At 72.1% G+C, this 12,984-nt stretch carries 10 protein-coding genes; 2 read left to right on the plus strand and 8 right to left on the minus strand.

Annotation, left to right across the window (positions count from 1 at the left end):
• Window positions 1-59: 59 nt before the first annotated feature.
• From ABD954_RS06840 to ABD954_RS06850, 3 genes are all read right to left on the minus strand, one after another.
• Entirely contained in the window at window positions 60-764 is a 705-nt protein-coding gene (locus ABD954_RS06840; protein WP_345484885.1) for a TetR/AcrR family transcriptional regulator, read from the minus strand.
• A gap of 75 nt (window positions 765-839) precedes the next feature.
• Window positions 840-1,601: an SDR family NAD(P)-dependent oxidoreductase gene (locus tag ABD954_RS06845; RefSeq protein ID WP_345484886.1), complete on the minus strand. Its 762-nt coding sequence runs from the start codon at window positions 1,599-1,601 to the stop codon at window positions 840-842.
• Window positions 1,602-1,847: 246 nt separating this feature from the next.
• A complete protein-coding gene (locus ABD954_RS06850) occupies window positions 1,848-2,996 on the minus strand; it encodes an acyl-CoA dehydrogenase family protein (RefSeq protein WP_345484887.1) in 1,149 nt (382 codons plus the stop codon).
• A gap of 134 nt (window positions 2,997-3,130) precedes the next feature.
• Between ABD954_RS06850 and ABD954_RS06855 the strand changes: the two genes are divergently transcribed.
• Window positions 3,131-3,736: a TetR/AcrR family transcriptional regulator gene (locus ABD954_RS06855; protein ID WP_345484888.1), complete on the plus strand. Its 606-nt coding sequence runs from the start codon at window positions 3,131-3,133 to the stop codon at window positions 3,734-3,736.
• Window positions 3,737-4,065: 329 nt separating this feature from the next.
• On the opposite strand, the gene ABD954_RS06860 is transcribed toward ABD954_RS06855, so the two are convergent.
• The 5 genes from ABD954_RS06860 to ABD954_RS06880 all read right to left on the minus strand — a co-directional run bounded on the left by ABD954_RS06860 (window position 4,066) and on the right by ABD954_RS06880 (window position 10,866).
• Entirely contained in the window at window positions 4,066-5,217 is a 1,152-nt protein-coding gene (locus ABD954_RS06860; protein ID WP_345484889.1) for an XdhC family protein, read from the minus strand.
• A gap of 42 nt (window positions 5,218-5,259) precedes the next feature.
• A complete protein-coding gene (locus ABD954_RS06865; RefSeq protein ID WP_345484890.1) occupies window positions 5,260-6,726 on the minus strand; it encodes an NCS2 family permease in 1,467 nt (488 codons plus the stop codon).
• Between the two features lie 242 nt (window positions 6,727-6,968).
• On the minus strand, window positions 6,969-9,368 hold the full coding sequence (locus tag ABD954_RS06870; RefSeq protein WP_345484891.1) for a xanthine dehydrogenase family protein molybdopterin-binding subunit: 2,400 nt from the start codon (window positions 9,366-9,368) through the stop codon (window positions 6,969-6,971).
• A gap of 2 nt (window positions 9,369-9,370) precedes the next feature.
• Window positions 9,371-9,973, minus strand: coding sequence for a (2Fe-2S)-binding protein (locus ABD954_RS06875; protein ID WP_345484892.1), 603 nt, complete (start codon window positions 9,971-9,973; stop codon window positions 9,371-9,373).
• 2 nt (window positions 9,974-9,975) lie between these two features.
• Complete coding sequence (locus ABD954_RS06880) at window positions 9,976-10,866, minus strand: FAD binding domain-containing protein (protein WP_345484893.1); 891 nt, start codon at window positions 10,864-10,866, stop codon at window positions 9,976-9,978.
• Window positions 10,867-11,178: 312 nt separating this feature from the next.
• Between ABD954_RS06880 and ABD954_RS06885 the strand changes: the two genes are divergently transcribed.
• Window positions 11,179-12,873, plus strand: coding sequence for a PucR family transcriptional regulator (locus ABD954_RS06885; protein ID WP_345484894.1), 1,695 nt, complete (start codon window positions 11,179-11,181; stop codon window positions 12,871-12,873).
• Window positions 12,874-12,984: the final 111 nt, after the last annotated feature.

The raw sequence follows: 12,984 nt of genomic DNA on the forward strand, positions 1-12,984 counted from the left end.
CCAGCAAATAAAGACCTGAGTTCCCTCAATTGACGATACTGAGACCCCTCCGTGTCCTCTCAGCTGTCTCCCAGGCTCGCCTCGACCTCGCGCACCACCCGCCACATCGGGGTGGAGCGCTTGGCGATCACCACCACCACGTCGTCGGTCTCCTGCTCCCCCGCCGGGCCGGCCGGACCGGCGTCCGGGCTCCAGGTCTCCCGGACGAACGCGAGGGCCCGGTCGACCTCCGCCAGCGGGTCGCCCTGGCCGCCCGAGCGCAGCCAGTGGCGCAGGGCGTGGTTGTGGGCCGCGACGACGGCGGCGGCCACGACGTTGGCCCGCAGGGTGCCGTCCCGGCGGTCGGCGAAGCGGGTGCGGAGATAGTCGCCGAGGGTCTTCTCGTACCGCCAGACGACGGAGAGCTCGTACGTCCGCAGTCCGGTCACCTCGCGGGTGAGGCGGTAGCGCTGGACGGAGAAGGTCGGGTTCTCGGCGTACATCCGCATCACGAGCCGGGTGGCCTCGCAGACCCGGACCAGCGGGTCGTCGGAGTCCTCGCTCGCGGCGAGGAAGGCCGTCATGTCGGCCAGGCTCTGCTCGTGGTCGGGGAAGACCACGTCCTCCTTGGAGGGGAAGTAGCGGAAGAAGGAGCGGCGGCCGACCCCGGCCGTCCTGACGATGTCGTCGATCGTCGTCTGCTCGTAGCCGCGCTCCAGGAAGAGCTGGAAGGCCGCCGCGACGAGGGAGTCACGCATCGAGGGCTTGGCGGGGTTCGTGCTCATGTCCCGAACCTAGCACTCGGATCCCTCGTGCGGCGGCACTTGGTGCCAAGCACCAGGTCAGAGGGGTACGAAGGCTCAGCGGGCGGCCATGCGCAGGGCGCCGTCCATCCGGATGGTCTCCCCGTTGAGGTAGTCGTGCTCGGCGATCATGGTGACGAGACGGGCGTACTCCTCGGGGCGGGCGAGCCGCTGCGGGAAGGTGACTCCGGCGGCGAGCCCGGCCCGGATCTCCTCGGAGAACCCGGCCATCATCGGGGTGTCGACGATACCGGGGGCGACGGTGACCACCCGGATGCCGAACTGGGCGAGGTCGCGGGCGGCGGTGATGGTCATCCCGGCGACGCCGGCCTTGGACGCGGCGTACGCGATCTGGCCGACCTGGCCCTCGAAGGCGGCGATGGAGGCGGTGTTGACGACCAGCCCGCGCTGCCCGTTCCCGTCGGCCTCCTGCTTCGCGATGACCTCGGCGGCGAGCCGCATCACGTTGAAGGTGCCGACCAGGTTGACGTCCAGGACCGTGCGGAACAGGGCCAGGTCGTGCGGCCCCTTGCGGCCGAGGATCCGCGCGGAGGGCGCGATCCCGGCACAGTTGACGGCGAGCCGCAGCACGGCCCCGTCCTCCTCGGCGCGGGCGAGCGCGGCCCGTACCTGCTCCTCGTCGGTGACGTCGGCCGCGATCAGGGTGACGCCGTCGGCGGGGACCTCGGCCCCGGCGACGGCCTTGTCGAGGTCGAGGCCGTAGACGGTGGCCCCCTTCGCGGCGAGCGCGGCGGCGGTGGCGGCCCCGAGCCCGGAAGCGGCCCCGGTGACGAGCGCGGCGGAACCTGCGATGTCCATGGAACTCCTCGTACGAACCTGCGGCCCGCCTCCGGGCCGCCTCATGGGTGGACTCCTGCTTCCCTTCCCGGACGCGGGACGCCGGGCTCCTGACGCCCGGCTCCCGGCTCCGGGCTCGGGCTCCCAACTCCTGGCTCCCGGCTCCGGGCTCCGGCATCCGGGCTCCTGGCCGCGGGTGTCCCGCCGCGGCCGGGCGAAGGCCCGGGCCGGGCGGCCGCACACCGGTCGGGCCCCGGCCGGGCCGCGTCAGGCGGCGGTCAGGCCGCGGCTGATGACCAGCCGCTGGATCTGGTTGGTGCCCTCGAAGATCTGCATGATCTTCGCCTCGCGCATGTAGCGCTCGACCGGGAAGTCACGCGTGTAGCCGTAGCCGCCGAGCACCTGCACCGCGTCCGTGGTGACCTTCATGGCCGTGTCGGTGGCGATCAGCTTCGCCACGCTGGCCTGCCGGCTGAAGGGGCGGCCGAGGTCGCGGCGGCGCGCCGCGTCCAGGTAGGTGGCGCGGGCCGTGTCGACGGCGGCGGCCATGTCGGCGAGCAGGAAGCCGAGGCCCTGGTGGTCGATGATCTTCCGGCCGAAGGTGGTGCGCTCGTTGGCGTACGCGACGGCGGCGCTCAGGGCGGCCTGGGCGAGTCCGGTCGCGCAGGCGGCGATGCCGAGGCGGCCGTTGTCGAGGGCGCTGAAGGCGATCTGGAGGCCCTGTCCCTCGGCGCCGATGCGCCGGTCGGCCCCGACGAGCGCGCCGTCCCAGAAGGCGGAGGTGGTGGGGACCGCCTGGAGGCCCATCTTGCGCTCGGGTCTGCCGAAGCTCAGGCCCTCGGCGGCGCCGGGGGCGAGGAAGCAGGAGATGCCGTGGCTGCCGGGGGCGGTGCGGGCGAACAGGGCGTAGAAGCCGGCCCGGCCGCCGTGGGTGATCCACGCCTTGGTGCCGGTGACCCGGTAGGCGGCGCCGTCCTCGGTCAGCTCCGCCTTGCAGGCGAGCGCGGCGGCGTCGGAGCCGGCCTGCGGCTCGGAGAGGCTGTAGCCGCCGATCAGCCGGCCCTCCAGCATGTCCGGCAGCCAGCGCTCCTTCTGCTCCGGGGTGCCGAAGGCGTACAGCGGGTGGCAGGCGAGCGTGTGGACGCTGGTGGCGACGGCGACGGCGGCCCAGCGGGCGGCGAGCTCTTCGAGGACCTGGAGGTAGACCTCGTAGGGCTGGCCTCCGCCGCCGAGCTCCTCGGGATAGGCGAGACCGAGCAGCCCGGCCTCGCCGAGGGTCGCGAACAGGCCTTCCGGATAGGTCTCGGCGGCCTCGTGCTCGTCGGCGCGGGGGGCGAGCTCCTTGTCGGCGATCTCCCGCACGAGAGCGATGAGGTCCGCTGCCTCGGGGGTGGGAAGCAGGCGGTCGACATCCATGGCGACTCCATCACGACGCAGTCGGTGCTGCGAGAACGAAACGGTACTGCGAAGGGTACCGCAGTACCGGTTAGCGTAGCGCAGAAGAGGGCCCGCGTAACCCCCCGAACGGGTCGACCCGGCATACTGTTCGGGTGATCGAGACCTCCGCCGCCGACGCGCCCCGGCTCACCGGCCGGGGTGCCGCCCGGCGCTCCGAGCTCTTCGAGGAACTGGTGGCGCTCCTGGTCGACGAGGGCTTCGCCCAGCTGACCCTCGACGACCTCGCCGCCCGGCTGCACTGCTCCAAGCGCACCCTCTACGGCCTCGCGGGCAGCAAGGAGCAGCTCGTCCGGGCCGCCGTCGTCCACTTCTTCCGGCGCGCCACCGTCCGCGTCGAGTCGGTCCTCGCCGCCGAGACCGACCCGGCCGAGCGGCTGGCCGCCTACCTGCGGGCCGTCTCGGCCGAACTGGCCCCGGTCTCGCGGGAGTTCTTCGACGACGTGGCGGCCTTCGAACCGGCCGCCGAGGTGTACGAGCGCAACACGCGCGCCGCTGCCGGCCGCGTCCAGCAGCTGATCGAGGAAGCCGTGACGGCGGGTGTCTTCCGCGAGGTGCACGTCACCTTCGCGGCCGACGTCATCGCCTCCGTGATGGTCCGCATCCAGCGGCGCCAGGTCGCCGCCGCGACCGGCCTCGCCGACGCGGCCGCGTACGAGCAGCTCGCCGAGCTGCTGCTGCGCGGACTCCGCAAGGGCTGAGCCCGCCCCGCTCCCCGGGCAGGGCCGGCACCCCGCCCCCGGGTGCGTTCGCACACCTCCCCCGGATGTGCCCGTGCACCGTCGCCGCACGCCTCACACCTCACGCCTCGCGCCTCGCGCCTCGCGCCTCGCGCCTCGCGCCTCGCGCCTCGCGCCTCGGAGGGTCACGCTCGTGCCTCGGAGGGTGACGCCCGCACGCGAAAAGCCCGTCGGGCACTCCGGGAGACCGGAGTGCCCGACGGGCGAGGACGGGCGGAGGGCGCCCGCCCGCCGGGGCCCGTGCCGTGGGCGGAGGGCGCCCGCAGGCCGGGGCCCGTGCCGGGCGGCCGTCAGGCCACCGAGCCGATGCGGCGGCCGGCGGGTGCGTGCGGGCCGTCGTGGTGGATCGGGGTGTGCGCACCGGTCAGGGAGACGCCGCTGCCGCCGCGGCGGTTGGCGACGATCTCGGCGCCGATGGACAGGGCCGTCTCCTCCGGCGTACGGGCGCCGAGGTCGAGGCCGATCGGGGAGCGCAGGCGGGCCAGTTCGAGTTCGGTGACGCCGACCTCGCGCAGGCGCTCGTTGCGGTCCTCGTGGGTGCGGCGGGAGCCCATCGCGCCGATGTAGGCGACGGGCAGCCGCAGTGCGGTCCGGAGCAGGGGCACGTCGAACTTGGCGTCGTGGGTGAGGACGCAGAGCACGGTGCGGCCGTCGACCTCGCCCGCGGCGGCCTGGGACTCCAGGTAGCGGTGGGGCCACTCGACGACGATCTCGTCGGCGTCGGGGAAGCGCGGCTTCGTCGCGAAGACGGGCCGGGCGTCGCAGACGGTGACGCGGTAGCCGAGGAACTTGCCGACCCGGACCAGCGCGGACGCGAAGTCGATCGCGCCGAAGACGATCATGCGGGGGGCGGGGACCGAGGACTCCACGAGGAGGGTGAGCGGCTGTCCGCAGCGGCTGCCGTCCTCGCCGATCTCGACGGTGCCGGTGCGGCCCGCGTCCAGCATCGCGCGGGCCTCGCCGGCCGCGGTGCGGTCCAGCTCGGGGTGGCCGCCGAGCCCGCCCTCGTACGAGCCGTCGGGGCGGACCAGGAGCGCCCGGCCCATCAGCTCCTCGGGGCCGGACACGATGCGGGCCAGGGCCGCCGCCTCCTTCGAGACGGCGGCGGCCAGCGCGGCGGGGTAGACCCCGCCGCGGACCGGGGTGACCAGGATGTCGATGACGCCGCCGCAGGTCAGACCGACCGCGAAGGCGTCCTCGTCGCTGTAGCCGAAGCGCTCGACGACCGTGCGGCCGTCTTCGATGGCCTGTTGGCACAGCTCGTAGACGGCGCCCTCCACACATCCGCCGGAGACGGATCCGATCGCCGTGCCGTCGCTGTCGACGGCGAGCGCGGCTCCCGGCTGCCGGGGCGCGCTCCCGCCGACGGCCACCACGGTGGCGACGGCGAAGTCACGTCCCTGCTCGACCCACCGGTGCAGCTCCTCGGCGATGTCCAGCATCTCGAACTCCTCGTGATGTGTGGAGAGGCGGCGTCAGGTGCGTCAGCCGACGCCCAGCCAGCTCTCGATCGGATGGATCGCGAAGTAGACGACGAAGACGGCCGTCAGGGCCCACATGAAGGCTCCGACCTCCCTCGCCTTGCCCTGCGCGGTCTTGATGACCGCGTAGGAGATGACGCCGGCCGCGACACCGGTGGTGATGGTGTACGTGAAGGGCATCAGGACCACGGTGAGGAACACCGGGATCGCCACGGAGCGGTCGCTCCAGTCGACGTGCTTGGCGTTCTGCATCATCATCGAGCCGATGACGACCAGGGCCGCGGCGGCGACCTCCTGCGGCACGATCGCGGTGAGCGGCGTGAAGAAGAGGCACAGGGCGAAGAAGCCGCCGGTGACCACGGAGGCCAGACCCGTACGGGCGCCCTCGCCGACGCCCGTGGCGGACTCGACGAAGACGGTCTGGCCGGAGGCACCGCCCGCGCCGCCGATGACGCCGCCGGCGCCGTCGATGAACAGGGCCTTGGACAGGCCCGGCATGCGGCCCTTGTCGTCGGCGAGCTTCGCCTCGGTGCCGACGCCCAGGATGGTGGCCATGGCGTCGAAGAAGCCGGCCAGCACCAGGGTGAAGACGATCATGGTGATCGTGATGTAGCCGACGTCGCCCCAGCCGCTGAAGGACACGTCGCCGAGGAGCGAGAAGTCCGGTGCGGAGACCGCGCTGCCGTCGAGCTCCGGCGCGCCGGAGAACCAGGCCTTGCCCGGGATGTCGGCGACCGCGTTGAGGACGACCGCGACGATCGTGCCGGCGACGATGCCGATGAGGATGGCGCCGGGGATGTTGCGGGCCTGCAGGGCGAAGATCAGCAGCAGGGTGACGGCGAAGATCAGGACCGGCCAGCCCTGGAGTTCGCCGGCCGGGCCGAGCGACACGGGGCCGCCGCCGGGGGCGGGGTTCTCGTGCACGAAGCCGGCCTTCACGAAGCCGATGATCGCGATGAACAGACCGATGCCGATGGTGATGGCGTGCTTGAGCGCGAGCGGTATCGCGTTCATGATCATCTCACGGAGGCCGGTGACCACCAGGAGGCAGATCACGGCACCGTAGGCCACCGACATGCCCATGGCCTGCGGCCAGGTCATGACGGGGACGACCTGCGAGGCCATCACGCCGGAGACGCTGAGACCGGCCGCGAGGGCCAGCGGGACCTTGCCCCAGAAACCCATCAGGAGGGTCGTGGCGGCCGCGCACAGCGCCGTGGCGGTGATCAGCGCGGGCTGGCCGAGGACGTTGCCGTCCACATCCTTGCCGGAGAGGATCAGGGGGTTGAGCAGGAGAATGTACGCCATCGCCATGAAGGTGGTGACGCCGCCGCGGATCTCCGTCGCGACGGTGGATCCTCTCTCCGAGATGTGAAAGTACCGGTCGAGCCAAGACCTGCCGGCGGGGTTGCGCGAGCCGTTGCCCGCGTCCTCGACCGTGGTCTTGGGCTCCACTGACGACTGGGTCATGGGGCCTACTCCCAAGGTTCAAAGGGGCACCCGCAGAAAGCGTTGGGGATTGCGGGATTTGGGATATCAAGTTGGCTGCACGACCCGGGGGACGGCCCGAGACGAACGGGTGAATCGGTACTGCGTTACTGCGGTACTGCGTGGTGCGGCTCTGTGTGGTGGTGGGATACCGCGGTGTCTCCGGACGGTGCGGGCGGGGGAAGTGTGACGTTCCGGGGAGGCACGCACCGTCCGGAGAGGTCCTACAGGGTGCCGGTGAGCGCCTCGGGGCGGACCGGCGTCTTGTTGAGTTCCAGCCCGGTCGCGTTCCGGATCGCCGCGAGGACGGCCGGGGTCGACGACAGGGTCGGGGCCTCACCGATGCCCCGCACGCCGTACGGCGCGTTGGGGTCGGCCATCTCGATGTAGTCGACCGGGATGGTCGGCGTGTCGAGGATGGTCGGGATCAGGTAGTCCGTGAAGGAGGGGTTCTTCACCTTCGCGGTCTTCGGGTCGACGATGATCTCCTCCATCACCGCCACGCCCAGGCCCTGGGTGGTGCCACCCTGGATCTGGCCGATGACGGACAGGGGGTTGACCGCCTTGCCGACGTCCTGGGCGCAGGCCAGTTCGATCACCTTGACGAGACCGAGCTCGGTGTCGACCTCCACCACCGCGCGGTGCGCGGCGAAGGCGTACTGGACGTGGCCGTTGCCCTGGCCGGTGACGCGGTCGAAGGCCTGCGTGGGGCGGTGCCGCCACTCCTCCTCGACCTCCACGGCCTCGTCGCCGAGGACGTCCACGAGGGTCGCGAGGACCTCGCCGCCGTCGGTGACGACCTTGCCGCCCTCCAGGAGCAGTTCGGCCGTGGCCCACGCCGGGTGGTACGAGCCGAACTTGCGCCGTCCGATCTCCAGCACCTTCTCGCGGACGAGTGCGCAGGAGTTCTTGATGGCGCCGCCGGTCATGTACGTCTGGCGGCCCGCGGAGGTCGAACCGGCCGAGCCCACCTGCGTGTCGGCGGGGTGGATGGTGACCTGCTGGACACCGAGCTCGGTGCGGGCGATCTGCGCGTGGATGGTGACGCCGCCCTGGCCGACCTCCGCCGCGGCGGTGTGGACGGTGGCCACGGCCTCGCCGTTGATGACCTCCATGCGGATGCGGGCGGTGGAGTAGTCGTCGAAGCCCTCGGAGAAGCCGACGTTCTTGATGCCGACCGCGTAGCCGACACCGCGCACCACGCCCTCGCCGTGCGTGGTGTTGGACAGGCCGCCCGGCAGCGCGCGGACGTCCGCGCCCTCGCCGGCGGACTCCCACTGGCGCTCCGGCGGCAGCGGGCGGGCCTTGACCCGGCGCAGCAGCTCGGCGACCGGGGCCGGCGAGTCCACGACCTGGCCGGTGGGCATGATCGTGCCCTGCTCCATGGCGTTGAGCTGGCGGAACTCCACCGGGTCCATGCCCAGCTTCGCCGCGAGCTTGTCCATCTGGGCCTCGTAGGCGAAGCAGGCCTGGACCGCGCCGAAGCCGCGCATGGCGCCGCAGGGCGGGTTGTTGGTGTAGAGGCCGATCGCCTCGATCTCCACGTCGTCGATGACGTACGGGCCGACCGAGAGCGACGAGGCGTTGCCGACGACGGAGACCGTCGAGGAGGCGTAGGCGCCGCCGTCCAGGACGATCTTGCACTTCATGTGCGTGATCTTGCCGTCCCTGGTGGCGCCGTGCTCGTAGTAGAGCTTCGCCGGGTGCCGGTGGACGTGCCCGAAGAAGGACTCGTACCGGTTGTAGACCATCTTGACCGGCTTGCCGGTGCGCAGCGCGAGCAGCGAGGCGAGGATCTGCATGGAGATGTCCTCGCGGCCGCCGAAGGCGCCACCGATGCCGGCCATGGTCATGCGGACCTTGTCCTGGGGCAGGCCGAGGCAGGGCGCGATCTGCTCGCGGTCCGCGTGCAGCCACTGGGTGGCGACGTACAGGTCGATGCCGCCGTCCTCGGCCGGCACCGCGAGGCCGGACTCGGGGCCGAGGAAGGCCTGGTCCTGCATGCCGAAGGTGTACTCGCCCTTGACGATCACGTCGGCGCGCTTGGCGGCCTCGTCCGCGTTGCCGCGGATGATCGGCTGGCGGTGCACGATGTTCGGGTGCGGGACGTACGCGGCGTGGTGGTCGTCGCGGTTCTCGTGGACCAGGATCGCGTCGGGGGCGGTGGCCGAGGCCTCGTCCGTGATGACCGGGAGCTCCCGGTACTCGACCTTGATCTTGGCGGCGGCGCGGCGCGCGGTCTCCGGGTGGTCGGCGGCCACGAGGGCCACCGGCTCGCCGTGGTGACGGACCTTGCCGTAGGCGAGCACCGGGGTGTCGCGGAACTCCAGGCCGTAGTTCTTGGCGGCCGGCAGGTCCTCGTGCGTCAGGACGGCGTAGACGCCGTCCATCGTGAGGGCCTCGGAGGTGTCGATGGAGACGATCTCGGCGTGTGCGACGGTGGACCGCAGGACCTGGCCCCACAGCATGTCCTCGTGCCACATGTCCGAGGAGTAGGCGAACTCGCCGGTGACCTTGAGGGTGCCGTCCGGGCGCAGGGTGGACTCGCCGACGCCGCCCTTGGTGTGGTTCTGGGTGACGTTGGTCGGCGTGCCGGCCGGTACGGTACGTGTGTTCTGAGCCATCGTCAGACCGCCTCTCCCTGGCGCTCCTGGCGAGCGGCCGCGAGGCGGACCGCGTCGAGGATCTTCTCGTAACCGGTGCAGCGGCAGAGGTTGCCGGAGAGCGCCTCGCGGATGTCCGCGTCCGACGGGGACGGGTTGCGCTCCAGCATCTCGTCGGCCGCGACCAGCAGACCGGGCGTGCAGAAGCCGCACTGGACGGCGCCCGCGTCGATGAACGCCTGCTGGATCGGGGACAGTTCGACGCCCTCGCCGGTCTGCGAGTCCTGGCCGGGCTTGGCCTCCCACCGCTTGGCCTCGTCGAGCGAGGTGCCGCAGGCGCCGGAGGCGCAGCCGCCGTGGCCGTGCTCCTCGCGCTGCTTGGCGTACTCCGCAAGGCCCTCGACGGTGACGACCTCGCGGCCCTCGACCTGGCCGGCGGCGACCAGGCACGAGCAGACCGGCACCCCGTCGAGGCGGACCGTGCAGGAACCGCACTCGCCCTGCTCGCAGGCGTTCTTGGAGCCGGGCAGACCCAGGCGCTCACGCAGAACGTAGAGGAGCGACTCGCCCTCCCAGACGTCGTCGGCTTCCTGCGGACGACCGTTGACCGTGAAATTCACGCGCATGGTTATGCAGCTCCTTCAAGGGTGCGGCCGGTGCCGCGGTACTGCTCCCAGGTCCAGCCCAGCGTGCGGCGGGCCATGATGCCCACCGCGTGCCGGCGGTACTTGGCGGTGCCTCGGACGTCGTCGATCGGGTTGCAGGCGCCGGAGGCGAGTTCCGCGAACTGCTTGGCGATCGAGGGAGTGATGATCTTGCCGCTCTCCCAGAAGCCGCCCTCTTCGAGAGCCGCGTTCAGGAACTCCTCGGCGGCCGTCGCCCGCACCGGCGTCGGCGCGGCGGAGCCGATGCCGGTGCGCACCGTCCGGGTCTCCGGGTGCAGCGCGATGCCGAAGGCGCACACGGCGATCACCATCGCGTTGCGGGTGCCGACCTTGGAGTACTGCTGGGGGCCGTCCGCCTTCTTGATGTGGACGGTCTTGATGAGCTCGTCGGGCTCCAGCGCGTTGCGCTTCACGCCCGTGTAGAACTCGTCGATGGGGATGAACCGGCTGCCGCGCACCGACTCGACCTCGACCTCGGCGCCCGCCGCGAGGAGCGCGGGGTGGGCGTCGCCGGCCGGGGAGGCGGTGCCCAGGTTGCCGCCGACGCCGCCGCGGTTGCGGATCTGCGGGGAGGCGACCGTGTGCGAGGCGAGCGCCAGACCCGGGAGCTCGGCCCGCAGGTTCTCCATGATCTGGGTGTACGGGACGGAGGCGCCGAGGCGGACGTTCTCCTCGCCGACCTCCCACTCGCGCAGCAGCTCGATCCGGTTGAGGTCCAGGAGGTACTCGGGACGCCGGTGGTCGAAGTTGATCTCGACCATGATGTCCGTACCGCCTGCGATGGGCACGGCCGTGGGGTGCTCTGCCTTGGCGGCGAGCGCCTCCTCCCAGCTGGCGGGGCGAAGGAAGTCCATGGTGGCTCTCTTCTTGTGCTTCTAGTGATCAGGGGGGTGTCGTTCGTACGGGCCAAAGGGGACGGCCGGCCCTCGACATGCAGTTCATGTGCTGTTCACGTGGTGTGTGGCCTAGTACACAAGGCCCCCGACCTCGGGGTGCAGTGACAGAAACCATGAAGCGGTTGGCTGGCTGCCATCCTCGTCTTGTAGATTCGAACGAAAGGCGGGAAACAGTCACCTCACTGTTTCCCCCCGGAAACGGTGGCCCCACGCCACCGGCGACAACGCGACACCCATCCACCCCTGACGAAAAGGAACGGCGGCGACATCATGCGGCTGCGCGCACTGCTGGAGAACGACGCGCTGGGGCTGCGCCTGCTCGGGGGCGACGACGAGCTGGACCGCACCGTCCGGGGCGTGATGACGACGGACCTGAAGGACCCCAGCCGCTACCTCTCCGGCGGTGAGCTGGTCCTCACCGGCCTCGCCTGGCTGCGGGAGCCCGCCGACGCCGAACCCTTCGTCCGGATCCTCGCGTCCGCCGGAGTGGCCGCCCTCGCCGCCGGAGAGGCCGAGCTCGGCGACATCCCCGACGATCTCGTACAGGCGTGTTCTCGCCACCGGCTGCCGCTGTTCGCGGTCAACGAATCCGTTGCGTTCGCGACGATCACCGAGCACGTTGTTCGACAGGTCTCCGGCGAGCGCGCCGGCGACCTCGCCGCCGTCGTCGACCGGCACAGGCGCCTGATGACCTCCGGTCCCGCCGGCGGCGGCCCCGAGGTCGTCCTCGACCTGCTCGGCTCCGACCTCGACCTGCGGGCCTGGGTGCTGTCCCCCACCGGGCGCCAGATCGCCGGTGCCGGAGAACCCCTGGAACCCGGCCTGGCCGCCACCCTGGCCGGCGAGCACCTGGCCGCCACCCGCACCGGACGGCGCGGCCCGCACCGCCTCACGATCGCCGGATCGCCCTACTCGCTGTTCCCGATCCGCAACACCGGCCGCGGTGCCGCCCCCGCCACCCGCGACGTGCGCGAAACCGTCCTGTCGGACTGGCTGCTCGCCGTCGAGGCCGACGCCGGCGACTGGCCCGCCGCCCGCCTCGACCTGCTCCAGGGCGTCACCCAGCTCATCGCCGTCGAGCGCGACCGGCGCGAGGCCGCCCGCACCGTACGCCGCCGGCTCGCCCAGGAAGTCCTCGAGCTCGTCCAGACCGGCGCCGCGCCCGCCGAGATCGCCGCCCGCCTGCGCGTCGCCGCCCCCGTCCTCCTGCCCGGCCTCGGCACCGCCCCGCACTGGCAGGTCGTGGTCGCCCGCGTCGAATGGGACCAGGAGCCCGGTCAGACCGCCGTCGACACCGGCCCCATCGCCCAGTCCCTCCTGGAGGAGATCCTCGTCGACCCGGCGACCTCCGGGGCCGACTCCGCCGACCGCATCGCCGTCGCCCACAGCGGCGACGAGGCCATCGCCCTCGTCCCGCTCGCCACCGCGCCGCTGCCCGACAGCGAGGACGAGGTCCCCGCCGCCGTCGTCGGCCTGCACGCCGACACCCTGCTCGCCTCCGTCCGGGCCCCCCTCTCCGCCGGGCTCGACGGCGACGGCCGGCTCACCCTCGGCGTCAGCGCCGCCGTCCACTCCGCCGAGGGTCTGCGCGGCGCCCTCGAAGAGGCCCGGCACGCCCGCCGCGTCGCCGCCGCCCGCCCCGGCCGGGTCTGCGCCGCCGGACACCACGAGCTGGCCTCCCACGTCCTGCTGCTGCCGTTCGTGCCCGACGACGTGCGGCGCGCCTTCACCGCGCGGCTGCTCGACCCGCTCAAGGACTACGACCGCCGCCACCGCGCCGAGCTCATCCCCACCCTGGAAGCCTTCCTCGACTGCGACGGCTCCTGGACCCGCTGCGCCACCCGCCTCCACCTGCACGTGAACACGCTGCGCTACCGGGTCGGGCGGATCGAGCAGCTCACCGGACGGGACCTGGCCCGTCTGGAGGACAAGCTCGACTTCTTCCTCGCCCTGCGCATGAGCTGAACGGGTGAGACCGCGTCCGCGGGGAGCCCGTTCATCTCATCGGGTGATCAAGCGGACCGAGGGGCGGCAGGCGACTGCCGCCCCTTTGCCATGCCGGGCCCCGTTTCCGCC

The sequence above is a fragment of the Streptomyces roseoviridis genome (genome assembly GCF_039535235.1).
Classification (GTDB): Bacteria; Actinomycetota; Actinomycetes; order Streptomycetales; family Streptomycetaceae; genus Streptomyces; species Streptomyces roseoviridis.

What these genes read in the sequence shown, in the direction of transcription:
- ABD954_RS06840 (WP_345484885.1), bottom strand. Translation starts at nt 764, where the DNA reads ATGAGCACGAACCCCGCCAAGCCCTCGATGCGTGACTCCCTCGTCGCG.
- ABD954_RS06845 (WP_345484886.1), bottom strand. Translation starts at nt 1,601, where the DNA reads ATGGACATCGCAGGTTCCGCCGCGCTCGTCACCGGGGCCGCTTCCGGG.
- ABD954_RS06850 (WP_345484887.1), bottom strand. Translation starts at nt 2,996, where the DNA reads ATGGATGTCGACCGCCTGCTTCCCACCCCCGAGGCAGCGGACCTCATC.
- ABD954_RS06860 (WP_345484889.1), bottom strand. Translation starts at nt 5,217, where the DNA reads ATGCTGGACATCGCCGAGGAGCTGCACCGGTGGGTCGAGCAGGGACGT.
- ABD954_RS06865 (WP_345484890.1), bottom strand. Translation starts at nt 6,726, where the DNA reads ATGACCCAGTCGTCAGTGGAGCCCAAGACCACGGTCGAGGACGCGGGC.
- ABD954_RS06870 (WP_345484891.1), bottom strand. Translation starts at nt 9,368, where the DNA reads ATGGCTCAGAACACACGTACCGTACCGGCCGGCACGCCGACCAACGTC.
- ABD954_RS06875 (WP_345484892.1), bottom strand. Translation starts at nt 9,973, where the DNA reads ATGCGCGTGAATTTCACGGTCAACGGTCGTCCGCAGGAAGCCGACGAC.
- ABD954_RS06880 (WP_345484893.1), bottom strand. Translation starts at nt 10,866, where the DNA reads ATGGACTTCCTTCGCCCCGCCAGCTGGGAGGAGGCGCTCGCCGCCAAG.
- ABD954_RS06885 (WP_345484894.1), top strand. Translation starts at nt 11,179, where the DNA reads ATGCGGCTGCGCGCACTGCTGGAGAACGACGCGCTGGGGCTGCGCCTG.